A 22,310-nucleotide genomic window follows, 5' to 3' on the forward strand; every position below is an offset into this window, starting at 1 on the left:
GAGTGGGCTCAGCCGATCTCGCTGAGCGGCACGGCGAAGATCGCTCGCCGGTCGATGAACGTGCTGCGGTCCTCGGTCCAGGCGTGCTCGGAGACCGTCCAGAGCTTTCCGGCGGTGATTCCCGGGCCGTGCTCGTGGTAGAGGTCCTCGCCGCCGATGGCCCAGCTGTTGGTGCTCGTGGCTCCGCCGGGGGAACCGAAGTGCATCCAGCTGTGGTTGCGGTTCGAGCTGCGGCCGAGGTAGTAGGTGCCCTTCCAGGTCTGGACGCCCTGGAGGTTGCTGCGCGGCACGGTCACCACGTCCTGCGGCACGGCCTTGCCGCTGGTCAGCGTGAGCTGCCGGGACGAGGCGTCGACGCGGTAGCGGACCACCCGGCCACCGTCGACAGCGGCGTCGGTGCTGCGTTCGTCGCGGTACTCGCCGACGACGAGCGTGTCCGGCGTGGAACTGCGGTCCAGCGACAACGACGAGAAGCACAGCTGGGTGGCGCTGGGGTTCTTGCACTCCGTCTGCACCGGCTGCCGGTACCAGCCGACCTGCGGCAGCACGTACTTGTAGTTGTAGGCGTAGTAGTCGCTGCCGCTCTTGCCGATGCTGTCCTGCGCGTCGGACACCTCGAGCAGGCGTTCGACGTCGAACACGCGCAGGCCGCCGGCGGTGTCGGCCACGTAGAGGTAGTGGCCGAGCCAGGCGAGCCCGCCGGCGTGGATCGGCACCGCCTTGTAGTCGGCGTTCGCGGTCGGCTCGACCAGCAGCACATGCCGGTACTTGCGGTTCTTCATGTCGACGAACGAGATCCGCACGCCCTTGTCCGGCCCGGAGTCCTTGTGATGCCAGCTGACGAGCAGAATGCGGTTCTCGCCCCACAGGCCGTCGTCGTCGGCGTCCGACGAACCGGTGACGCCCTGGGGGATCCAGTAGGCGACCTTGCTGTCACCGGGGTCCCAGCAGAACTTCTCGCTGCTGTGCAGGATCTGCCCGGACGTCAGCGGGTAGTCCGTTCGGTCGTAGTTCTCCGGAAGCGCCTGCTGCTGCGCGCTGTTGCAGGAGGCGATGTCCCGGTTCGCGTCGCGCAGCAGTGCGGCGACCGACGTCGTGGTGCCGGCCGCGGCCTGCAACCGCGCCGCGGAGGACTCCAGACTCCAGTCCGGGGTCAACGCGAACGCACCCGTTGGGCGGCTGTGGATTAGATCGTCCGCCGCCTCTTGTGCCTGCACGGGCAACGCCGTGCTCAGCACACCCGTCAACGCCACTAGAAGTGCTGTGCGCCAGCGTCTGGTCATCATCGCTCCTGCTCAGCCCGAAGTCGTTGCGGCACCAGGTTTAGAGCGGGTTGAGTTGATCAGGCAGTGGCGCGGGGGCTTTTCAATCAACTCAGATCAACTGGAGTCCGAGTGGGTAGACGAGAGCGGCCGATCGACCCCGAGGAGGGCCCGGTCCAGCGGTTCGCCTGGGAGCTCCGGCAACTGCGGGAGAAGGCGGGCTCGCCGAACTACCGGACGCTCGCCCAACGCGCGCACTACTCCGCCACCGCGCTGTCGCAGGCCGCCGCGGGAGAGCAGCTGCCGTCGCTGGCGGTGGCGCTCGCGTACGTCCAGGCGTGCGAAGGCGATGTGGCCCACTGGGAGCAACGCTGGCGGCAGGCCGCCAAGGGGCATGACGACTCACCGCCGTACCTCGGGCTGACGGCGTTCGGCATCGGCGACGCGGACAGGTTCTTCGGACGGGACGACCTCGCCGCGGACATCGCCGATCGCATCCGGAGGCAGCGCGTCGTCGGCGTGTTCGGGCCGTCGGGGTCGGGCAAGTCCTCGCTGGTCCACGCCGGGGTGCTGCCGGCGCTGGAGGACTGGACGGTGATCACCGCGACGCCGACGACCTGGCGCGGCGGCCAGGCCGATCTCGTGGTGGTCGACCAGTTCGAGGAGCTGTTCACCCACTTCGGCAGCGCGGTCGACCGGGAGGCGTTCGTCGCCTCGCTGCTCGACGGCGGCAACCGGGTGCTGCTGGCCGTGCGAGCGGACTTCCTCGGCCACTGCGCGACGGTGCCCGCGCTGGTGGACGCGTTGCGCGACGCCCAGGTGCTGGTCGGGCCGATGACCGACGACGAACTGCGGGCCGCCGTCGAGCTACCGGCCGTGCGCGCCGGGTTGAAGGTGCAGCCCGACATGCTCGCGGGCGCGATGGCCGACGTGCGCGGGCAGTCGGGTGCGCTGCCGTTGCTGTCGCACGCGCTGCTGGAGACGTGGCGAAGGCGCGACCGCGGCCGGCTGACCCTCGAGGGTTACCGGGCAAGTGGCGGCGTCACCGGCGCTGTCGCCGCCACGGCCGAGAGCACTTACGCCGAGCTGTCCGTACGTGGCCGAGCCGTCGCGCGTGCTGTGCTGCTGAGGCTCGTGCAGACGCACGACGACGTGAACGACCTGCGTCGCCGGGCCCCGCTCGACGAGGTGATGGCGGCAGGCAGGCCGTCTGACACCGCACACGTCGTGAACGTCCTCGCCAACGCACGGCTGATCGTCGTCGCGGACGGCGTTGTGGAGCTTGCGCACGAAGCACTCGTGCGCGCGTGGCCGCGGTTGCGGCAGTGGATCGACGACGACCGGGAGTCGTTGCGGCTGCACCGCGACTTCACCACGGCAGCGGCGGCGTGGCAGTCGGCCGGTCGTGATCCCGGCGAGCTCTACCGGGGCGTCAGGCTCGCCGCGATGCGCGAGCTGGCCGGTCGCATCGAGTGGCCGGTGTCGTCCAACGAACTGGAGCGCGAGTTCCTGCAGGCCGCGGTGGACGAGGAGAACGCGTCCCGGCAGGCCGCGGACCGGCAGTCCCGCCGGTTGCGCACGCTGGTGAAGTCGCTGGCCGTGCTGACCGTGGCGTGCCTGGTGGTGACGTTCGTGGCCGTCGTGCAGGGCAACGCCGCCCTGAGGGAACAGCAGATCGCCGAGTCACGCCAGATCGCCGTGCAGGCGCAGGAACTCAGCGCGTCGTGGCCGGACGCCGCCGAACGGCTCGCCGTGGACGCCTACCGCACGTCGGCGACCGCCGAGGCGCGCGGGGCGTTGCTCAGCACCGCGGCGTACAAGCCGGCGCGAACGGTGTTGAAGGACCATCGCGGGCCGGTTCGCGCGGTCGCGTTCAGCGCGGACAGCTCGTTGTTCGCCACCGCGGGCGACGACCACTCGGTGCTGCTGCGGTCGCCCTCTTCCGTTGCCGCACCGGCGGTTCTGGCGCAGCACAACGGTGCCGTGCGTGCGCTCGCGTTCATGCCCGGCGGCGCGACCCTGGTGTCCGCGGGTGACGACCGGCGAATCATCCTGTGGGACACCAGAACGCGCCTGCCGTTGCGGACCGTCTCCCTCGACGCCGGGGTACGAACGCTCGTGCTCTCAGCGGACGGTTCGACCGCCGCGGTCGCGACCGCCGACGGTCTGATCTCCTTGTGGCGCACGGACGACTGGACGCGAACAGACAGCATCCTGCACGAACTGGGCGAGGTCCACGCGTTGTCGCTGAACGGCTCCGTGCTCGCCGCAGGTGGCCAGAAGGGCACGTTGGTGGTGGAGAACGGCGTCACGCGCACGTTCACCGATCACGTCTCAGCCGTCCGCACAGTCGCGTTGAGCCCTGACGCCCGTGTGCTCGCTTCTGGCGGAGACGACCACCAGGTGGTGTTGCGGGTGCTGGCGACCGGCAAGACGTCCGGGCTGCGCAGGCACGTCGGCGGCGTGCACTCGGTGCAGTTCGACGCGACCGGCACCAAGGTCGTGTCGACCAGCGACGACGGCAGCATCCGCTGGTGGACCGTGCCCGACGGCGGGTGGCTGACCGGGTTGATCACCCGCACGCACCCGTTCTACGTGGCGGCGCTCAGCCCGGACGGCAACTGGTTCGCGGCGGGCGGCGACGAGAGCGTGAGCCTCTGGAACCTGCCGCTGCCGCCCCTGACGGGCCACACCAGCCCGCCGGACGGCATCGCGCTCTCCCCGGACGGCGCGGTGCTGGCCACCGGCGGGCGTGACCGGATGGTCCTGCTGTGGAACCGCGAGGGCAGGCAGATCGGGCGCATCGACGTCCCGGCGCACGTCACCGCGCTGGCGTTCCGCGACGACGCCGAGATCGTGGTGGCCGACATGCGTGGCGTGCTGTCGTCGTGGCGCACTGACGGCAGCCTCGTGCGCACCTGGCAGAGCCATCGCGGTGCGATCAAGAGCCTCGTCGTGTCGGGCGACCGCGCGGTGACCGGCGGTGCGGACGCCGCGGTCGTCGTGCAGGACCTGAACTCCCCCGAACCGGGCCACGCGCTGCCCACCGGCCATTCGGGCCCTGTGAACACCGTGGCGTCGCTCGGCGACCTCGTGGTCTCGGGCGGAGCCGACGGCCGCGTGCTGCGGTGGTCCGGCGACCAGGTCGAGGTGGTCCGGGAGACCGGCCCCGCGGTGAAGTCGATCGCCGCCGTACCGCGCTCGGAACTGCTGGCGGTGGGCGACGCGGGTGGCGAGGTCTCCCTGTGGGACCGCAACGGCAAGGCGCGCACACTCGTCACCGGCCGAGGCGCCATCGGAGCGGTCACCGCCAGCCGCGACGGCACGACCGTGGCGGCCGCCGCGAACGACAGCCTGATCACGTTGTGGCAGGTCACCGACGGCGCGCAGGTGGCGACGCTGACTGGGCACACCGGGCCGGTCAACGCCGTGCTGTTCGACGCCGGTGGCGACCTCACGTCGTCCGGCCCCGACCCGCGGGTGATCAGGTGGGAACTCGACCCGGACCAGGTGATCGCCCGCCTGTGCGCACCGGGCTGCTAGCGAGCCAGATCCGGCAGGACCTCGGCCCCGGTGAGCTTCATCAGCACGTCACCGGGGATGAGGATCTTGCTGCCGCGGATGCCGCTGCCCACGATCAACTCGGGGGCGGCGGCCACCTCGGGCGACACGAGGATCGGCCAGTCCGCGGGCACACCGATGGGCGTGATGCCGCCGTACTCCATGCCGGTCAACGCCACGGCCTCGTCCATCGGCGCGAACGACGCCTTGCGCGCGTCGAGCCGCTTGCGGATGACCCCGTTGACGTCCGCACGCATGGTCGCCAGCACCATGCAGGCCGCGAAACGAACCTGGTCACCCCGCTTGCCCGCGACGACCACGCAGTTCGCCGACGCTTCCAGCGGTGACCCGTAGTGGGCGCAGAACTCGGCGGTGTCGGCGAGGGTCGGGTCGATCTCGGCGACGGCGACGCGGTCAGCGCCGTCCAGGGTCTTCAGCGCGGCCGCGACCGGTTCGGGCACCAGGTCGAGGCGCGACAGCACGGGGACGGGTTCCAGCGATCCAGCGATGGTCCACACGCTGCCCATCCTGCCAGCCCCGTCGCCCCCGGCTTCTTACGCACGCGGGGACCTTTCGTACTGCATGAGAGTACGAAAGGTCCCCGCGTGCGATGAAAAGTCGCGTTGACTTTGACGTTGCGTCAACCTTTAACGTCTTGGCAGAGCGCGAAGGAGGAACCGAAATGGCCTGGTCGATCGCCCAGGTGGCCCGGATGTCGAAGGTGACGTCCAGGACGCTGCGGCACTACGACTCGATCGGGCTGCTGCCGCCGGCCTGGATCGGCGACAACGGTTACCGCTACTACGAGAAGGAACAGGTGCACCGCCTGCAGCAGATCCTGCTGCTGCGCGACCTGGGCCTGGGCCTCGACGTGGTGGCGGAGATGCTCGACGGCACGGACCAGCTGACCGTCCTGCGCAACCACCACCGGTGGCTGCGGGACGAGCAGAAGCGGCTGGACCGGCTCGCGAGCACCGTCGCGCGAACGATCGAAGAACTGGAAGGAGGGGACGAAGTGAAGATGGAAGAGCTGTTCGACGGCTTCGACGCGAAGAAGCAGGAACGGCACGAGGCCGAGCTCGCCGAGCGCTACGGCGACGGTGCGCGGGAGCACATCGCCGAGAGCCGCAAGAAGATGCAGGGCTGGACGCGCGCTGACGCGGACCAGTTCATGGCCCAGTGGCGGGAGATCGCCGAGGAACTCGGTGCGCTGTTCACCGCGGGCACGGCGATCGACGCTCCGCGGACGCAGGAGCTGGTCGACCGCCACTACCGCTGGATCTGCCTGAGCTGGACGCCCAACAGGGAGTCCTACAAGGGCCTCGGCGATCTCTACGTCGACTCGGACGAGTTCCGGGTCAACTTCGAGGTCGGTGGCGACAACATGGCCGAATGGCTGCGTGACGCCATGGCGCACTACGCCGAGACCCGCCTCTAGAAGGTCACCGGGAGCTGCAGATCCCGGTGATCACCCCAGGTCGAACGCCTTCAGTGCCTCCCGGTTGAACGCCGGCAGGTCACCGGGGTTGCGGGACGTCACGAGCGTCCAGCCGTTCATGTCGCACACCCGGACCTCCTCGTCGGCCCAGTCGCCGCCCGCGTTGCGGATGTCGGTCTGCAGGCTCGGGAACGAGGTCAGCATCTTGCCGCGCACCACGCCCGCCTCGACCAGGAGCCACGGCCCGTGGCAGATCGACGCGATCGGCTTGCCGGCGGCGACGAGGGCCTTCACCAGCTCGACGGCATCGTTGTCCATGCGCAGGAAATCGCTGTTCGCGACGCCGCCGGGGATCACCGCACCGTCGTAGTCGTCAGCGTTGGCGTCGGCGAAGGTCGTGTCGACGGGGAACGCGTCGGCGGGCGTGAGGTGGTTGAAGCCACGCACCTCACCGAGCTTCGGCGCGAGCAGGCGCGGTACTCCGCCGGCCTTCTCGACGTGCGCCCACGGATCGGTGAGCTCGACCTGCTCGATGCCCTCTTCGGCCACCAGGAAAGCGATCTTCTTCTGTTCAGCCATGTACTTCGGCTACCCGGCGAGGAAGGAGACCAACCGGTGCCGGATCTCGGTCCGATGGGTGATCATCGGTGAGGGCGAGTCGATCAGCCACAGTTCCCCGGCCGGGAACGCCGCCGCTGTCGCCTTGGCCACGTCCTCGGGGTGCAGCGGGTCGCCGACGGCGCCGATGACCAGCACCGGAGCGGACACGGCAGCCAGCACGGAGGCGTCGGGAACGGCCACCTGGCCGGGCAACTGCCCGGCGGCGGCCTCCAGGCGGGCCAGCGCCGCCCTGCGCTCGGCGACGTAGACCGGTGGCCCGGCGGTCAGGTCGGACAGCTGCTGCAGCGTGAAGGACTCACGACGCTGGTCCAGCACCGCGGGCAGCAGCAGGGCCACGCGGGCGAAGCGGCCGGGTTCGACGGACAGCAGCCGCACCAACGCGCCGGCGCCCAGCGACACACCAACGGCCTGATCAGCGGGAACGGCGCCCAGATCGGCTGCGATCCGGCCGTAGTCCCAGTAGCCCTCCGGCGCGTCCGGGGCGTCGCCGTGCGAGGGCAGGGTCACCACGACGCGGGTGCCTGGCAGCCCGGAGGCGGGGATCCTCGCCTCGCCGGGCGTGGCGCCGAGCCCGTGGGCGACCAGGGTCACCGGTGAGCCGGAGCCGTACGAGTGGGTGATCACCAACGCGGGCCGCGCTGGACCTCGATCAGCTTGGGACGCACGTCCACCATGTACACGAGCACCGCGATGAGGCCGGCCAGCCAGAAGATCGACCCGACGCCATCGGGGTCGAACAGCAGCAACGCCGCCGTGCCACCGCCGGTGATACCCAGCCAGGCGGGCTTGGTCATGCGTTCGATCGCGTTGTACGCGTCGACGCGCTGGGTCAGCGCATGGAAGAACGCGAACAGGCCCATGATGCTGAACCCGAGGTCGAACACGAAGTACACGACGGTGTCGAGGTACCAGATGCTGAAGATCGGGATTTGGAACACGCGACCAGACTACGTGCACGTACGCCGGGAGGGGAGCAGCCCTCGCGGACCGCTCCCCTCCCGGTGGTTCTCAGCGACTCACTTGGTGGTGTTCGGCGTGGTCTTCTTCGCCGCGGTGGTCGTGGTCGTGGCGCGGGTCGTCGTCGCCGGCTTGCGCGGCGCCGTGCGGTTCGCGGTCTTGCGGGTGGTACTGCGGACCTCGTGCGCGGCCTCGCCGCCGACCTCGACGATCTCCTCCGCCAGCTTCTCGGCGGCGTCCTCGACCTCGAGGGCGACCTTCTCGCCGACCGAACGGGTGCGGCGGGTCACCTTGCCGAGCACGTCGTCCGCGATCACGCGGGCGTCGGCGGCAGCGGACCCGGCGCGCTTCTGCGCGGCCTCGACGGCCTGCTCGACCTGCTCCACGGCCTGCTTGACCTGCGGCTGGGCCTTGATCTGCTCCAGCGTCTGCTCGCCCTGGTCGGCGAGGTAGGAGTACAGGTTCACCGCGGAGGCGGTGTAGGCGTCGACGAGCTTCTTCAGCTCGGCCGGCTGCAGCTTGTCGCGCAGGTCGTTCAGCTCGGTCGGGAGGTCCTTGGCCTGGGTGCGGGCCTCGTCGGCGCGCTCCTTGGCCTTGCTCAGGGCCTCGACGACCGCCTTCGCGGCGAGGTCACCGGCACCGAGCGCGGCGAGCAGCGCCTGGCGTGCGGCGTGGGCGCCCTGCTCGGCGGCCTTGCGAACGTCGTCCTGGGTGAGCTTCGGCATGGAGATCAGTCCTCCTCGTTGGTGGCGGTGTTCTCCCGCCGGAAAGATTCGTAGACGTCGAGCAGCACCTGCTTCTGCCGCTCGGTCAGATCGGTCGCGGCGACGATGGCGTCCGCCAACGCACCACCTTCGCGCTGCTGGAGGATCCCGGCCTCGACGTAGAGCACTTCGGCCGAGATGCGCAGGCCCTTGGCGATCTGCTGAAGGATCTCCGCGCTGGGCTTGCGCAGTCCTCGCTCGATCTGGCTGAGGTATGGGTTGGAGACACCCGCCTGCTTCGCCAACTCCCGCAAGGAGATCTTGGCGGTGTTGCGCTGCTCGCGGATGTACTCACCGATGTTGCGGCCGAGGTCCGCGACTGCTTTGTCGATGGACTTGTCCACTGTTCCCGCTCCCGTTCCTCGTGCCACCGACCACGTTAGCGACGAGTGCTAGCAGTTGCAAGCACCCTGCAAGCAATCGCTGCGTGTGCTCCGCCACAGGGATACCGTGTGGGTGACATGGACGACGCCGGGGCCCTGCGCGCCGAGCTGGCGAACCAGCTGCTCGGCGACGGAGTGCTGCGCGATTCGAAGTGGCACAAGGCTTTCCAGGCCGTCCCCCGGCACGAGTTCCTGCCGCGCTTCTACCGCCAGCTGCACAGCGGCGAGTGGGAACAGCTCACCGCGAGCGACCCCGGCTGGCTGGAGCTCGTCTACGCCGACCGGGTGTGGGTTACCCAGTTCGACGGCGACGACACGGTGACCGGCGGCACACCGACCTGCTCGTCCAGCATGCCCACGATCATGGCGATCATGCTGGAGGCACTGGACGTCCACACCGGACAGTCGGTGCTGGAGGTCGGCACGGGCACGGGGTACAACGCGGCTCTTCTGTGCCACGCCGTGGGTTCGGACAACGTGACCACGGTCGACGTCGACCCGAACATCTCACGACGAGCGCGCAAACGCCTGCACGCCAACGGTTTCTTCCCCACCTGCGTGACGGGCGACGGCGCGCTCGGCCATCCGGGCCGCGCACCGTACGACCGCGTGCTGGCCACCTGCTCCGTCGCGACGATCCCGCTCGCCTGGCTGGAGCAGACGAAACCGGGCGGACTGGTGGTCACGACGCTGCACCGCCCGATCGGCGCCGGCCTCGTCCGCGTCGTCTCCCACGGCGACGGCACCGGCGAAGGACGCGTGCTCACCGAGGACGGGCGCTTCATGCCGTTGCGCGCCCACGCCCACCGGCCGGCGCCGGGTGGCGAGGGCGCGTTCGACCGCAGCACCACCACGCTGTCGTTCACCACGGTGCTCGACCCGTCCAGTCCGTTCGAGTTCTTCGCGGGCATCGCGCTGCCGGGCGTCGTCGCGGGGCCCAACTGGTTGGCCCATTCGGACGGTTCCTGGGTGCACCACCACGGTTCCCACGTCGACCAGGGCGGCCCACGTCGGCTGTGGGACATCGCGGAGGACGCGCTCGTCGCCTGGCACGAGCTGGGAAAACCCCGGCGCAGCCAGTTCGGGATCACGATCGGACCTGAGGGCCAGCACCTGACGCTGGGAGGCCTCCGGTGGCACCTGTGATCAACAACCAAACGTCACGACACGGGTCACTGAATCGACCCCTCGCGGATGCGGTGCGTCATGATGCGACGCATGTCCAGATTCCGTCAGCAGGCGTTGCTGACCGGTTGCGTGCTGACCGCGCTCCTCACCGCGGCCGGGCTGTTCGTGACCGACCACGGCATCAACGCGCACCTGTGGCTGATCGTGCTCGCGGTGGCGTTCCTGGGTTTGCTGGCTCTGCTCGATCCGTGGGTGCGGCGCAGGCACAACGCCGCGCTGAGCACCGACGAGCACCTCGACGCGGCGTGCCGCGCACTCGCTGTCGGCCTGCAGGCGCAGTGGAACGAGGAGGTCCGCTCGCGCGGCCTCACCGACCCCGACCTGCTCGACCTGCACTGGATCGCGCCGGAGCTGGACGTGAGCGACGAGCCGGCCGCGCCGCCGGGACGCAGCGACGCGGTGGTGCGCGCGTTCGAACGGCAGATCAACCGGCGCATGGTGGTCATCGGCGGGGCCGGCACCGGCAAGTCGACGGTCGCGATGCTGCTGGCGTGCGGCCTGCTGGACCGCTACGACGGCGGCATGGTGCCGGTGCTGCTGCCCCTGTCGACGTGGAACCCGGCGGTCGAGGACATCCGCACGTGGCTCACGCGCAGGCTGTACGAGGACCATCCGGCGTTGCGCAACACCGAGCTGTACGGCAGTTACGCCGGTGACCTGCTGATCGAGCAGCACCTGGTCCTGCCCGTGCTCGACGGCCTCGACGACGTCCCCGCGCACCAGCGCGCGGACGCTCTCGCGCGGATCGCCAAGGCGTTCCCCGCCAAGCGCCCGCTGGTGCTGACCTGCCGCACCGGCGAGTTCGCGCAGGCCGTCCACCTCGCGGGCCCGCTGCCCGGCGCGGACGTCGTCGAACTGGCCCCGCTCGACCTGGACGAGGTCGCCGCGTACCTGCGGGCGAGCGCCGACAGCTGGGGTGCCGCGCGCTGGGAGCCGGTGTTCATCCAGCTGCGCGAGGAACCGGACGGCAGGCTCGCGGACGCGTTGTCGACGCCGCTCACGATGTGGCTCGCGAGCATGGTCTACGCCGACAGCGAGGCGGAGCCGACCGAACTGCTCGACCGCGGCCGTTTCCCGGACGCGCGGTCGATCTCCGACCACCTCTGCGACGAACTGGTGTCGCGGGCGTTCGGCAACAGGGCGTTCGCGCACCACGCCGGCGCCACGCAGGTCTGGCCGCGGGACAGGGCGCGCAAGTGGCTCGAGTTCCTGGCCCACGAGATGCGCGACCGAGGTATCCGCGAACTGGCCTGGTGGGAGCTGCGCCGGTCGGTCGGCAACACGTGGCTCGCCGTGCTCGGCGCGCTGGTGCTGGGCGCGATCGGCGGGTTCGGCGTCGGCTGGCTGATGGCGTACTCGATCACGCCGTCGCTCGCCCCGATCACCGGCCTGGTCGCGGGCATCGCCGTCGGCGCCGCCGCGCTGACCGCGTCCCACGAACGCAAAGCCAAGCCCCGCCTGGGGATCTGGCGCAGCCTGCTGCTCGTGCCGGGGGTCGTCGGGCTCGCCGGCGGACTCGTCTTCGGTGCCCTGTACGGGCTTTCCGCCGGACTCGTGGTCGGGCTCGGGCTCGCCGTCGCGATCGCGCTGCGGTTCGCGTTGTCGAGCGCCGCCGAACTGTCGCAGGCCTCCAGTCCTCAGTGGACGATGGCCCGCGACCGGATCGCCGTCTGGACCGGATCTCTCGTGCTGGCCGTGGTGTTCGGCTCGGCCGCGGCGCTGGTGTTCGGCCCCGCCCAGACCGGCATGGTCGGGCTGGGCCTCGCGTCCGGGCTGATGCTCGGGTTCGCACTCGCCGTGCTGCACCTGCGCTGGTGGTGGTTCACCGTCGCGCGGATCTGGCTGGCACTGCGAGGAAAGCTGCCCTGGGAGCTGATGGTGTTCCTGGAGGACGCGCGCAAGCTCGGCGTGCTCTGCCGGGCGGGAGCCTGCTACCAGTTCCGTCACGGACTGGTGCAGGACCGCCTGGCAGAGCACGAGATGACGTCCAGGACTACTCGGTCCGCAGGCCCAGTGCGCCGGTCGCCCTTCTCAGCGAAGGCAACGTCAGAGCAGTGACCAGCACGACCATCCCCACCGAGATGCCGGTGACGAAGCCGATGCCCGCCCAGTCGTAGTGCACCTCGGCGTCGAACGCCCTCGTGACCAGCACTCCGAGCAGGACGCCGGTGCCCACCGACACCACCGTGGAGATCACCAGCGGGATCCCGTTCTGCCACACCAGCGACCGGGCGAGCGTGCCGCGCGGTACCCCGCTGGCCGCCATCGCCGCGAGCGGACGGCGGCGTTCCCGCACCTGCTCCAGCCCCACGACCAGCAGTGACGCTCCTGCGAGCAGCAACGTGATCAGCGCGGCCCCGTGGAGCGCCCTGCGCACCGCCAGGAACACCTGCTCGATCTCGGACGAGTTCTGCTGACCGAAGAAGACGGTGTACACCCGCCACGAGTAGGGCGCGAGGGCGTTGCGCACGTGCTCGGCGACGTCCGGCCGCGTCATGTCCATCTCGGCCTGGATCTCGGCGGTCGTGTGGGTGAGGTCGAGGTTCGCGGCCGCGGCCGGGGTGACGAAGAGGCCGAGGCGGGTACCGGTCCTGCGCTCGAACGCCGGCACCGTCCAGGTGGCGCCCGTCTCCTCGAACTTGACGACGTCACCGGCCTCGGGGTCACCGAGACCGTTGCCGGTCGGCACGAGGTAGGTCTTGCCGTCCGCGCAGTCCTCGAGGTCCACCACCGTCTTGAGCGCGGTGCACGTTCCGATCGCGATGGTGGTGTGGCCGTCGTCGGGCGTCGTCGCCCAGGTGCGCAGGAGGCTCTGCACTCCGACCACACCCGGTGTCCTGGCCAGCACGTCCGGCAGATCCGGGAGCGGGGTGGCCTCGTTCACCGAGATGCTGAGGGAAGTCCTGGTCGCCTCCCGCGTGTCCTCGGCCTTCACGTCGTTCTCGACGCCCGCGAGGATCACCTGCAGCGTCACGGTGCCCGCGAGCACGACCGCCACCCCTCCGACGACCCGTGCCGCCGTACCCGCGTCGAGCTGCAACCGGCGCACGGCGAGCTGCAACGCGGGCGTGGCACCGCTGATCCGGTGAACGGCCCGTTCGACCAGCCACGGCAGCAACGCCGGGACGGCGAACATCAGCAGGACGACCCCGGCGATGATCGGCCACTCCTCCGGCTTCGCCTGCCCGCCGAACTTGCCGAACTGGCTGGCCAGCAGCGCCGCGCCGCCCAGCGCGGGAATGACCCGCCACCACAGCCTGCGCTTCACCGGCTTCTGCTCGCGCACCACGCCGAGCGGTTCGACGATCGTGCGGCGCATGGCGAACACCGAGGTCAGCACGGCCAGGACCGGCACGGAGAGAACCACGACGAGCGTCAGCGGCAACGTCGGTGTGAGGTCGCTCGGGAACACCGCCACCTCGGGGAGGGGGATGTCGTCAGCGAGCGGCCTGATGGCGAACAGCAGCCCGAACCCGACGACGAGCCCCACCACCGCACCGGCCAGCGCCTCGCCGGACGCGATCAGCCGCACCCGTGCCGCACCAGCGCCGACCAGCCGCAACGCCGCCAGCCGGCGATCACGCTGAGCGGCGGCCAGCCTGGTCGCGACGCTCACGAACACCAGCACGGGGAACAGCAGCACGACAGCGCCGACGATGCTGAGCATCAGCAGGATCGTCGGCAGCCCACCGCCGGCGTACTGCTGGCCGAACGCGTAGACCTGGTTGCCGTCGTTCCGCTGGATCTTCGAGTCCCCCGCGAGGAACCTGAGGTCCTGTGGCCCGTCCATGCCCTCCGGCGCGAACGTGCCGATGACCTTCTGCGGGAACCTCGGCCGCAGCAGTTCGCCCTCGGGGCTCGCCAGCAGGTCCGCGAGCCGTGGCGACACGATGATCTCGTTGTCCCCAGGCAGCCGCTCGACTCCGGGAGGCTTGGGCGCGTCCGCCACCACGGCGCGCACGTACGCGCCGCTGACGAAGTCGGTCCGGTAGGCGACCGACCCGTTCTCCAGCAACAGCGGCGCGGCCCCGTTGCCCTCCTCCACGACGTTGCGGGCGTCTCCCCGCTGGTCGCGGTTGCCGAACGCGGTCGGGATGGACGCGGCGAGCAGCAGCACGGCCACGCACATGCCGATGCCGGCGCCTTGGAGCGCAAGCCTCACCCAGGACTTCCGGCTGCCCCCGACGGCCAGCCGGACTCCCAGGGCGAGGTCGCTCAGGACCCGGTTCACCTGACGAACTCCACGTCCCGTGAACGACCGTCGCGCACGACGACCTCGCGGTCCGAGTACGCGGCGACCCGCGGTTCGTGCGTCACCAGCACGACGGCCGCGCCGGTCTCCCTGGCCGCGGTCGTGAGCAGGTGCATCACCCGCTCGCCGTTGAGCGAGTCGAGCGCTCCGGTCGGTTCGTCGGCGAAGACCACCTTCGGCGACGTGACCAGCGCACGGGCCACCGCGACCCGTTGCCCCTGACCACCGGAGGTCTCGCCGGGCCGCTGGTCGGCGACGGTGTCGACCTCCAGCCTGGCCATCCACTCCTTCGACGCGCGCTCGGCGTCCCTGCGCTTCATGCCGCTCAGGCGCAACGGCAGCGCGACGTTCTCCAGGCAGGTGAGCTCCGGCACGAGCTGGCCGAACTGGAAGACGAACCCGAACTCGGTGCGCCGCAGCTCACTGCGAGCGCCGTCGTTCATGGTGGTCAGCTCACGGTCGCGGTAGGTGACCGTGCCGGAGTCCGGCGGCAGGATGCCCGCGAGGCAGTGCAGCAGGGTGGACTTGCCGGACCCGGACGGGCCCATGATCGCGACGACCTCGCCCTCGCGGATCGAGATGCCGGCACCGTCCAGCGCGTTCGTCTTCCCGAACGACTTGTAGAGGCCCTCAGCGGTGAGCAGGGTCATCGGGCCACCTCCTCGGCGAGTTTGTCCAGGCGGGCCGCGGTCAGCTCGAGCCACCGCAGGTCCGCTTCGAGGTGGAACAGGGCGAAGTCGCAGATGAGCTGGTCGGCGAGGTCGCCGTCCGTCTTGCGCCTGGTCAGGTCGCGCATCGTGCCGAGGTGCGCGGAGCGTTGGGTGTCGAGCACCTCGGTCGCGCTGCGGCCGGACAGCAGGGCCAGCACGACCTTCGCGTACAGGGTGTTCTGCAGGTACGGCTCGGGCTTCTCCGGCGTGCCGAGCCAGCGTTCTACATCAGTCACCCCGGCGTCCGTGATCGCGTACCGCTTGCGCTCCGGGCCGTCGCCCGCCTCCACGCCCGCCTCGCTCACGAAGCCGTTCTTCAGCAGTCTCGACAGGGTCGAGTACACCTGTCCGTAGTGCAGCGGCCGGTCGTGACCGAAACGCTCGTCGTACGCGCGCTTCAGGTCGTATCCGTGCCTTGGACCGCCCTCTAGCAGGCCCAACAGTGCGTGTCCGATCGACATGAGAAGCACTATACACACGATGTATACACCGGGTGTATTGCTTGGACGGCCTGACGAGCGACGCCGTGGCGCCTACAGTGGTGGGGTGACTGGTCTGACTGTCGGCTGGGATCACGACGTCGAGCTGCTGCTCGACTTCCTGAACACTCGACACGTACTGGACAGTGAAGCCTCCTGGCGCGCATGGGTGACCGAGCGCGGCCTCGGGCGGAGCAGTGAAATCGCGCAGGCGCGCGCCGCTCGTGCGGCGCTGCGGTCGTCCATCGAGGGGTCCTCAGGGCCTCAGACGGCAGCGGGCGTCGTCCACATCGAGCTCACCGACGGCGTCCCGGTGCTGTCGAGCTCGGACGCGCTCGGCGCTGTGCTCGCCGCTTCGGCCCGCCTCGCGGTACTCGGCTCGTGGGAACGCTTCAAGATCTGTCCCGCCGACGACTGCCTGCGTGCGTTCTTCGACCGCTCGCGCAACCGCTCGCGCACCTGGTGCTCGATGCAGGTGTGCGGGAACCGCGAGAAGGCCCGCACGTTCCGAAAACGGACAAGAGCTCAGAACAGCACGTTGGCCAGCGTGTAGATCACCAGGCCGGCGAGCGCGCCGACCACCGTGCCGTTGATCCGGATGAACTGCAGGTCCCTGCCGACCTGCAGTTCGATCTTGCGCGAGGTCTCCTCCGCGTCCCAGCGCTCGACCGTGTCCGTGATCAGCGTGGTGATCTCCGCGCGGTAGTTGCCGACGACGTACCCGGCGGCCTGCTCCAGCCAGCCGTCGACCTTGGCGCGCAGCTCCGGGTCGTCCGTGAGGTTGGTGCCGAGCGTGATCAGACCCTGGGTGACGCGCCTGCGCAGCTCGCTGGACGGGTCCTCGGCGGCGTCGATCAGCATCTTCTTGGCCGTGCCCCAAGCACTGCTGATCAGCTTCTGGACGTCCGGGTGGCCGATCACCTGCTGCTTGACCTGCTCTGCGCGCTGCATCGTCGCCTCGTCGGTCTGCATGTCGCCGGAGAACTCGATCAGGAACTGGTCGACGGCGAGGCGCATCGGGTGGTTGACGTCCGTCTTGACCGCCCACGCGAAGTTGACCAGCTCGGTGTAGACCTTGTCGCCGAGCAGGGCGTCGACGAACTTGGGCGACCAGGTGGGCGCGCGGTCCGTGACGATGAGGCTGACCTTGTCGGAGTTGTCCCGCACCCACTCGTAGGCGCGGTCGCACATGAGGTCGACGAGCTTGTGGTGCGCGCCGTCCGTCAGCACCTGCTGCAGCAGCTTGCCGAGCGGCGGACCCCACGGCTTCGCCGTGACGCGCTTCACGATCGCCTGCTCCACGACCGCCTGGACCTCTTCGTCCTTGAGGACCGTGATCGCGCCCTTGAGGACGTTCGAGAGCTCGTTGGTGATCCGCTCGGCGTTGTCGGGCTGCTTGATCCAGGCCCCGGCGCGTTCCGCGATGCCCGCCCTCCGCAGCTTGTCCTGCACGATCGCGGGACTGAGGAAGTTGACACCCACGAAGTCACCGAGCGTCTGCCCGAACATGTTCTTGCGCTCGGGGATGATCGCGGTGTGCGGGATCGGCAACCCCAGTGGCCTGCGGAAAAGGGCCGTGACGGCGAACCAGTCGGCCAGAGCGCCGACCATGCCGGCCTCTGCGGCGGCCCGCACGTAGCCCACCCAGGCGCCCTCGAAGGCGTGCGTGCCGAAGAAGATGATCGTCGCGCCTATCAGGAAGCTCGTCGCGACGAGCTTCATCTTGCGCAGGTCGGTGCGCTTCTGCTGGTCAGCGGCGGTCAGTTGCTCCACAACGCCATTGTCCGTCAACTTCCGGATCTAGGGGCCGAGCGCGCCCGGCCCGGACGTTGATGAGGGGAGCTTTCATCAACGTGAGGTTGATGAAAGCTCCCCTCATCAACCTGCCGGCGCGGTCCGGCGTGGTGGCCAACTTTCCGGGTGCTGCGATGGCGCGGATTTCTCACACCCAGGGGAGCCAGGCTTCCCTCGACACACGATTCGGGTGAAGATCCTGCGTTGTGCGGGTACCAGCGCTAGTTCCCCGGTTGCAGCCGTTCACGTCGACCATCTTCGCGGAGATGACGGCGCTGGCCGTGCGGCACGACGCCGTCAACCTCGGTCAGGGCTTCCCCGACACCGATGGTCCTTCGTCGATGCTGCAGGCCGCCCAGTCGGCGATCGCGTCGGGGGTGAACCAGTACCCGCCCGGGCCGGGCATGCCGGTGCTGCGCCGCGCCGTCGCCGCCCACCGCTCGCGGTACGGCCTGTCCTACGACCCGGACACCGAGGTCCTGGTGACGGTCGGTGCCACCGAGGCGATCGCGGCCTCGTTGCTGGCGCTGGTCGAAGCCGGTGACGAGGTGATCCTGATCGAGCCGTACTACGACTCGTACGCCGCCTCCGTGGCCTTGGCAGGCGCTACTCGGGTGACCGTGGGCCTGCGCGAGGACGCTTCCGGCCGGTTGGCGCTGGACGTCGACGCCCTGCGTGCGGCCGTGACGCCGCGGACTCGGGCCATCCTGGTCAACACGCCGCACAACCCGACCGGCACGGTGTTCCGCTTGGAGGAGCTCCAAGCGATCGCGGCGCTGTGCGTGGAGCACGACCTGCTGGCCATCACGGACGAGGTCTACGAGCACCTGGTGTTCGACGGACTCGTCCACATCCCGCTGGCCTCGCTGCCGGGCATGGCGGCGCGGACGTTGTCGATCTCCGGCGCCGGCAAGACGTTCAACTGCACCGGCTGGAAGATCGGCTGGGTGTGCGGTCCGGCCGAACTGGTGTCGGCGGTGCGGGCGGCCAAGCAGTTCATGACCTTCGTCGGCGGTGCGCCGTTCCAGCCCGCTGTCGCGCACGCCCTGACCGCTGAGCTGGACTGGGTCACAGGGCTGCGGGACTCGCTGGCGTCCAAGCGCGCTCGTCTGGCCGAGGGTCTGCGCGCGGCCGGGTTCGAGGTGCGTTCGTCCGAGGGCACGTACTTCATCTGCGCTGATGTCCGGCCGTTGGGCTACACGGACGGTCTGGCGCTGTGCCGTGACCTGCCCGCCCGGATCGGCGTCGCGGCCGTGCCGGTGCAGGTGTTCACGGACCGGCCAGACCAGTGGAAGCACCTGATCCGGTTCGCGTTCTGCAAGCAGGACGCGGTGATCGACGAAGCCGTGGAGCGCCTCCACAAGCTGTAGTTGTCCACAGGTGTGGATGAGTTTCTCCACAACTGTGGACAACCCACTTTCGGGTGAGGTGGGGAGCCGCGGCAACGGAGTTCGACTCCAAATGGCATGGACTCGAACAGTGAGGTTCTCGTCGCGTGGCGTTCCGGTCTCTCCGGCTGGGACGCCCTCGTCGACCGCTACTCCCGCCTGGTCTGGTCGGTGCCCAGATCGTTCCGCCTGAGCCAGACCGATGCCGCCGACGTCTACCAGTGCACCTGGCTCTGCCTGGCCGAACACCTCACCCGCCTCCGAGAACCGGACCACCTGGCGACCTGGCTGGTCCGTACCGCCACGCGCCAGTCGATAGCGGTCCTGCGCACGCGGGGCCGTGAGGTCTCCTACGACCTCTGGGAGCCGGCGTCCGTGATGCCGAGCCCCGACGAGGTCGCGATCACCCACGATCGGCAGCGCCGGCTGTGGTCCGCGCTGATGACCTTGAACGAGCGGTGCCAGCGGCTGCTGAGGATCGCTGCCCACAGCCCTGAACTGAGTTATGCACAGCTTGCGGACGCCCTGGGGATGAACCTGGGGAGCGTTGGTTCCACGCGCAGCCGTTGCCTCGCTGACCTGCGGCGGAAGGTGGGGGACCTGCGGTGAGCGACGCCCCGCCCCGGCAAGTTGTCCACAGCCTGCTCGACTCAGGAGGTGCGCGATGAGGGATTCGCTGCTCGACGAGATCGCCGACCTGTTCAGTTCGGACACCCCGCCACCTGCCCTCGCGCCGCGTCCGACGGGCCTCGAACCGATGGCCCCTGTGGATGAACCGGTCCGCGGCCCGTCCCGCCAGCTCGTGTTCCACCTCGGCACCGGCCGGCTGCACCTGCAGCTCGACCCCGGTCATCTCACCGGCGTGCTGGACGACAGCGGCCTCACCGTCGAGATCCACTCCCCGTCCGCCGTCCAGGCACTGCGGCCCGATCCCGAGGGCTGGTTCCGCGCGACCGTCAGGCCGGGCCCGGTGTGCGTGACAGTGCCCGCCCTGGGCCTCACGACCGGCTGGTTCGTCGCGTGAGCGCCAGCGCCGATCCGCGAGCCACCATCGCGGCGACCGAGGTCCGTGGCACCAAAGCGCAGCGTGCCGACGCCTTGCACGACCTCAGCGTCGCCCATGTCGAACTCGGCCACCTCGACGTCGCCGCGCGGTTCGCCCGGCGTGGGCTGCGGCTCAGCGGCGAGGCGCGGTTCCACCTCACGCTCGCGTGGATCGAGCTGGACCGGGGCCGCCGCAGGCAGAGCCTGCAGCACCTCGACCTCGCGACACCACGGCTGCGCGGCAGGGAGCTGGCTCGGGCCAGGTGCCTGCGGGGGCTGCACCTCTGCCAGGACGCCGAACCGCGGCTGGCGATCGCCGAACTCACGGCGGTCATCCGGGAGCTGCGCCGGTACGGCGACGAGAGGTGGCTGGCCAACGCGCTGATCGGACGCGGGATCGCCCGCTGCCACGCGACCAGGCTGACGTCCGCCGAGGCCGACTTCAGGGCGGCGGAGACGGTGCTGCGGGCGCTGGGTGAGCCGGGAAGGGCGGCGATGTGCCTGCACAACAGGGGATTCGTCGCGATGCTCGCCGGCGACCTGCCGCTGGCCCTGCGCAGGTACGAGGAGGCCGCGAAGGCCGGTCTCGACTCGGCGAGCCGGCCGGAGGCGCTCGTCGACAGGGCCGAGGCGCTGCTCGCGGCGGGGCTGACGGCGGACGCGCGACGGGTGCTGGCGCCCGCGATGGAGCTGCTGCGGCGGTGCGATCGGCACGTGCCCGAGCTGGCGGTGCTGAGCGCGCGCTGTGCGTTGCGCGACGGCGATCCCGCTCCCGCGATCCGGCTCGGCGGCACGGACGCCGAGTTCATGCTGGCGGCCGGGAAGCTCGACGCCGTTGCGGCGCAACGGTTTCGCGGACCTGCCCAGACGCGGGCGCTCGGGTGGCTCGCGCAGGCGCGGCGGTCTGATCGGCGGGGTGCGCTGGCCGCGTGCCGGGCGGGTGTGAAGGTGCTCGACGAGCACCACGGCGACTGGCCGCGACGCGAGCTGACGGGGCACGCGCTCGGCCTCGCCAGGACAGCTCGCGAAGTGCTGCACTGGTCAGAGCACCACCGGACGTCGATTCCCCTGCCTCCCAATGATCCTGGGCTCGCCCAAGCCCTCACCGACCTTCGGCGGGCGAAGGCGTTCGGACTGCCGCCGGAGGCGTTGGAGCGGAACGTTCGACGGCTGACCCTCGCTTCCAGGAGAAGCGTGAGCGCGAGCACCGCGCCGACGGGACTACCCCTGGTCAGCTTCATCTTCCACGAAGGACAGATGAAGGCCGTCACGCTCGTCGACGGGCGTGCCCGGATGCGCGTGGTCCCCGACCCCGCGGAACTCGTCCGCACCGCGAAGCTCGCACTGCGGGCCGGGCGCGCCGTCACCACCGACCTGCTGCCGGACGCGGAGGAGGTGGTCGTCATCCCGGACGGGGTGCTCACCGAGATGCCGTGGGCGGCGCTGGGCCGCCGCGTTCACGTCATTCCGTCGTTGAGCCGGTGGAGGCCGTCCGACCGCGGCGGCCACCGGCTCTGGGTCACCGGCCCCGGGCTGTCCCACGACGAAGTGCCCACGCTGCAACGAGAACACGGCGGCACCGTCGTGGAGTCCACTGTGGAATCAACTCTGGCGCAGCTGAACGGTGCCGGGATCGTGCACATCGCGGCGCACGGGCACGTCCACCCGGACAACCCGCTGTTCTCCCACCTGGACCTGCTGGACGGCCCGCTCTACGGCTACGACGTGGCGAGGATCGAGCACCCGCCCGAGATCGTCGTCCTGTCGGCCTGCGAGTCCGGTCTCGCCCGCGCGTTCCTCGACGCCGGCACCAGAGCGGTGATCGCGAGCGTGCTGCCGGTGCCCGACGCGCGGGTCGGTGCGGCCATGGCCGAGGTCCACCGGCTCGCCGACCACCCCGCGGAAGCCGCACGGGCCGTCGCCCACCTGGGCTTCAGCTGCTACGGCACCGGTACGAGGGTGGCGGCGTGCAGGGCGGCGGCGAACGACGTACCGGTGCAGAGCAGCTGGGAGTCTCCGACCGTGGCCGGCACGTCGACCCCGGACGCGACGACGTCCACCCAGGGCCCATGACCGGAGAAGGCGGCCAAGGCACCCACCGCCGTCACCGAGGGCAGAGCGGCGGGCCACCACGGTCGTTCGGAACCGCCGTTGCCCGCGGCGGCCACCACGTTGCCGCCGCAGCCGGCCAGGACCGGCGGGCACAGGTCGTCGAACGAGTAGGTGCCGGACGCGACCAGCACCACCGGCAGGTCGCGGGTGGCGCGCAACGCGGCGGCGAGGGTGAGGTCGTCGCCGAAGCCCGAGGCGCCCAGGACGGGGAACGGGCGCACCGAGGCGCCGTGGTGCCGGAGGACGCCGGCGACCAACGCGCCGTGCGGGGCTTCGAGTGGGGTGTCGAGCAACGCGACCGTGCACTCGCCCAGCAGGTCCGGGAAGCGCTCCCCGATCACCGGCCGGGAGGTGCCG

Annotated in this window: 20 protein-coding genes; 9 read left to right on the forward strand and 11 right to left on the reverse strand. The window is 70.3% G+C overall.

Annotation, left to right across the window (positions count from 1 at the left end):
- Window positions 1-8: 8 nt before the first annotated feature.
- Window positions 9-1,283 (reverse strand): hypothetical protein, encoded by a 1,275-nt coding sequence (locus LX88_RS02850; RefSeq protein ID WP_258946298.1) that lies wholly within the window; start codon window positions 1,281-1,283, stop codon window positions 9-11.
- Between the two features lie 111 nt (window positions 1,284-1,394).
- Between LX88_RS02850 and LX88_RS44150 the strand changes: the two genes are divergently transcribed.
- Window positions 1,395-4,805: an nSTAND1 domain-containing NTPase gene (locus LX88_RS44150; protein ID WP_258946299.1), complete on the forward strand. Its 3,411-nt coding sequence runs from the start codon at window positions 1,395-1,397 to the stop codon at window positions 4,803-4,805.
- On the opposite strand, the gene LX88_RS02860 is transcribed toward LX88_RS44150, so the two are convergent.
- Window positions 4,802-5,350: a YbaK/EbsC family protein gene (locus LX88_RS02860; RefSeq protein ID WP_258946300.1), complete on the reverse strand. Its 549-nt coding sequence runs from the start codon at window positions 5,348-5,350 to the stop codon at window positions 4,802-4,804. The two genes, LX88_RS44150 and LX88_RS02860, sit on opposite strands and share 4 nt — an antisense overlap.
- Before the next feature lie 155 nt (window positions 5,351-5,505).
- On the opposite strand from LX88_RS02860, the gene LX88_RS02865 reads away from it, so the two are divergent.
- Entirely contained in the window at window positions 5,506-6,261 is a 756-nt protein-coding gene (locus tag LX88_RS02865) for a MerR family transcriptional regulator (RefSeq protein ID WP_258946301.1), read from the forward strand.
- A gap of 30 nt (window positions 6,262-6,291) precedes the next feature.
- Here the strand turns inward: LX88_RS02865 and LX88_RS02870 are convergent, their stop codons facing one another.
- The 5 genes from LX88_RS02870 to LX88_RS02890 all read right to left on the reverse strand — a co-directional run bounded on the left by LX88_RS02870 (window position 6,292) and on the right by LX88_RS02890 (window position 8,947).
- Window positions 6,292-6,840 carry a type 1 glutamine amidotransferase domain-containing protein gene (locus LX88_RS02870; protein ID WP_258946302.1) on the reverse strand — a complete coding sequence of 183 codons (549 nt, stop codon included), beginning with the start codon at window positions 6,838-6,840 and terminating at the stop codon, window positions 6,292-6,294.
- 9 nt (window positions 6,841-6,849) lie between these two features.
- On the reverse strand, window positions 6,850-7,506 hold the full coding sequence (locus LX88_RS02875; RefSeq protein ID WP_258947590.1) for an alpha/beta fold hydrolase: 657 nt from the start codon (window positions 7,504-7,506) through the stop codon (window positions 6,850-6,852).
- Window positions 7,503-7,796 carry a DUF2516 family protein gene (locus LX88_RS02880; protein ID WP_258947591.1) on the reverse strand — a complete coding sequence of 98 codons (294 nt, stop codon included), beginning with the start codon at window positions 7,794-7,796 and terminating at the stop codon, window positions 7,503-7,505. The genes LX88_RS02875 and LX88_RS02880 overlap by 4 nt, the downstream gene beginning before the upstream one ends.
- Window positions 7,797-7,898: 102 nt before the next feature.
- Window positions 7,899-8,564 carry a RelA/SpoT AH/RIS domain-containing protein gene (locus tag LX88_RS02885; protein WP_258946303.1) on the reverse strand — a complete coding sequence of 222 codons (666 nt, stop codon included), beginning with the start codon at window positions 8,562-8,564 and terminating at the stop codon, window positions 7,899-7,901.
- Window positions 8,565-8,569: 5 nt separating this feature from the next.
- Complete coding sequence (locus LX88_RS02890; RefSeq protein ID WP_090066023.1) at window positions 8,570-8,947, reverse strand: helix-turn-helix domain-containing protein; 378 nt, start codon at window positions 8,945-8,947, stop codon at window positions 8,570-8,572.
- 117 nt (window positions 8,948-9,064) lie between these two features.
- On the opposite strand from LX88_RS02890, the gene LX88_RS02895 reads away from it, so the two are divergent.
- Window positions 9,065-10,132: a methyltransferase domain-containing protein gene (locus LX88_RS02895; protein WP_258946304.1), complete on the forward strand. Its 1,068-nt coding sequence runs from the start codon at window positions 9,065-9,067 to the stop codon at window positions 10,130-10,132.
- Between the two features lie 72 nt (window positions 10,133-10,204).
- The gene (locus LX88_RS02900; protein WP_258946305.1) at window positions 10,205-12,232 is read left to right on the forward strand and encodes an NACHT domain-containing protein; all 2,028 of its coding nucleotides are present in this window, start codon (window positions 10,205-10,207) and stop codon (window positions 12,230-12,232) included.
- Here the strand turns inward: LX88_RS02900 and LX88_RS02905 are convergent.
- From LX88_RS02905 to LX88_RS02915, 3 genes are read right to left on the reverse strand one after another with little or no spacing between them, the layout of a single operon-like run.
- Complete coding sequence (locus LX88_RS02905) at window positions 12,168-14,405, reverse strand: FtsX-like permease family protein (RefSeq protein WP_258946306.1); 2,238 nt, start codon at window positions 14,403-14,405, stop codon at window positions 12,168-12,170. The two genes, LX88_RS02900 and LX88_RS02905, sit on opposite strands and share 65 nt — an antisense overlap.
- A complete protein-coding gene (locus LX88_RS02910) occupies window positions 14,402-15,076 on the reverse strand; it encodes an ABC transporter ATP-binding protein (protein WP_258946307.1) in 675 nt (224 codons plus the stop codon). The genes LX88_RS02905 and LX88_RS02910 overlap by 4 nt, the downstream gene beginning before the upstream one ends.
- Window positions 15,073-15,597: a PadR family transcriptional regulator gene (locus tag LX88_RS02915; protein ID WP_258946308.1), complete on the reverse strand. Its 525-nt coding sequence runs from the start codon at window positions 15,595-15,597 to the stop codon at window positions 15,073-15,075. Before LX88_RS02915 ends, LX88_RS02910 begins: the two co-directional genes overlap by 4 nt.
- Before the next feature lie 85 nt (window positions 15,598-15,682).
- Between LX88_RS02915 and LX88_RS02920 the strand changes: the two genes are divergently transcribed.
- A complete protein-coding gene (locus LX88_RS02920; RefSeq protein WP_258946309.1) occupies window positions 15,683-16,168 on the forward strand; it encodes a CGNR zinc finger domain-containing protein in 486 nt (161 codons plus the stop codon).
- Here the strand turns inward: LX88_RS02920 and LX88_RS02925 are convergent.
- Window positions 16,141-17,388 carry a DUF445 domain-containing protein gene (locus tag LX88_RS02925; RefSeq protein WP_372511161.1) on the reverse strand — a complete coding sequence of 416 codons (1,248 nt, stop codon included), beginning with the start codon at window positions 17,386-17,388 and terminating at the stop codon, window positions 16,141-16,143. The genes LX88_RS02920 and LX88_RS02925 overlap by 28 nt on opposite strands.
- A gap of 227 nt (window positions 17,389-17,615) precedes the next feature.
- Here LX88_RS02925 and LX88_RS02930 point away from each other — a divergent pair, with 227 nt between their 5' ends.
- The 4 genes from LX88_RS02930 (at window position 17,616) to LX88_RS44155 (ending at window position 21,914) form a co-directional block, all read left to right on the forward strand.
- The gene (locus LX88_RS02930; RefSeq protein WP_258946310.1) at window positions 17,616-18,779 is read left to right on the forward strand and encodes a pyridoxal phosphate-dependent aminotransferase; all 1,164 of its coding nucleotides are present in this window, start codon (window positions 17,616-17,618) and stop codon (window positions 18,777-18,779) included.
- Between the two features lie 96 nt (window positions 18,780-18,875).
- A complete protein-coding gene (locus LX88_RS02935) occupies window positions 18,876-19,406 on the forward strand; it encodes an RNA polymerase sigma factor (protein WP_258946311.1) in 531 nt (176 codons plus the stop codon).
- 55 nt (window positions 19,407-19,461) lie between these two features.
- Window positions 19,462-19,821, forward strand: coding sequence for a hypothetical protein (locus LX88_RS02940; RefSeq protein WP_258946312.1), 360 nt, complete (start codon window positions 19,462-19,464; stop codon window positions 19,819-19,821).
- Window positions 19,818-21,914: a CHAT domain-containing protein gene (locus tag LX88_RS44155; protein WP_258946313.1), complete on the forward strand. Its 2,097-nt coding sequence runs from the start codon at window positions 19,818-19,820 to the stop codon at window positions 21,912-21,914. Before LX88_RS02940 ends, LX88_RS44155 begins: the two co-directional genes overlap by 4 nt.
- The last annotated feature ends 396 nt before the right edge of the window (window positions 21,915-22,310 follow it).

Source organism: Lentzea californiensis, assembly GCF_024648825.1.
GTDB lineage: Bacteria > Actinomycetota > Actinomycetes > Mycobacteriales > Pseudonocardiaceae > Lentzea > Lentzea californiensis.

Bases quoted from the DNA above. Each gene is read 5' to 3' on its own strand.
- LX88_RS02850 (WP_258946298.1), bottom strand. From the start codon at position 1,283: ATGACCAGACGCTGGCGCACAGCACTTCTAGTGGCGTTGACGGGTGTG.
- LX88_RS02860 (WP_258946300.1), bottom strand. From the start codon at position 5,350: ATGGGCAGCGTGTGGACCATCGCTGGATCGCTGGAACCCGTCCCCGTG.
- LX88_RS02865 (WP_258946301.1), top strand. From the start codon at position 5,506: ATGGCCTGGTCGATCGCCCAGGTGGCCCGGATGTCGAAGGTGACGTCC.
- LX88_RS02870 (WP_258946302.1), bottom strand. From the start codon at position 6,840: ATGGCTGAACAGAAGAAGATCGCTTTCCTGGTGGCCGAAGAGGGCATC.
- LX88_RS02885 (WP_258946303.1), bottom strand. From the start codon at position 8,564: ATGCCGAAGCTCACCCAGGACGACGTTCGCAAGGCCGCCGAGCAGGGC.
- LX88_RS02895 (WP_258946304.1), top strand. From the start codon at position 9,065: ATGGACGACGCCGGGGCCCTGCGCGCCGAGCTGGCGAACCAGCTGCTC.
- LX88_RS02900 (WP_258946305.1), top strand. From the start codon at position 10,205: ATGTCCAGATTCCGTCAGCAGGCGTTGCTGACCGGTTGCGTGCTGACC.
- LX88_RS02910 (WP_258946307.1), bottom strand. From the start codon at position 15,076: ATGACCCTGCTCACCGCTGAGGGCCTCTACAAGTCGTTCGGGAAGACG.
- LX88_RS02915 (WP_258946308.1), bottom strand. From the start codon at position 15,597: ATGTCGATCGGACACGCACTGTTGGGCCTGCTAGAGGGCGGTCCAAGG.
- LX88_RS02935 (WP_258946311.1), top strand. From the start codon at position 18,876: ATGGACTCGAACAGTGAGGTTCTCGTCGCGTGGCGTTCCGGTCTCTCC.
- LX88_RS02940 (WP_258946312.1), top strand. From the start codon at position 19,462: ATGAGGGATTCGCTGCTCGACGAGATCGCCGACCTGTTCAGTTCGGAC.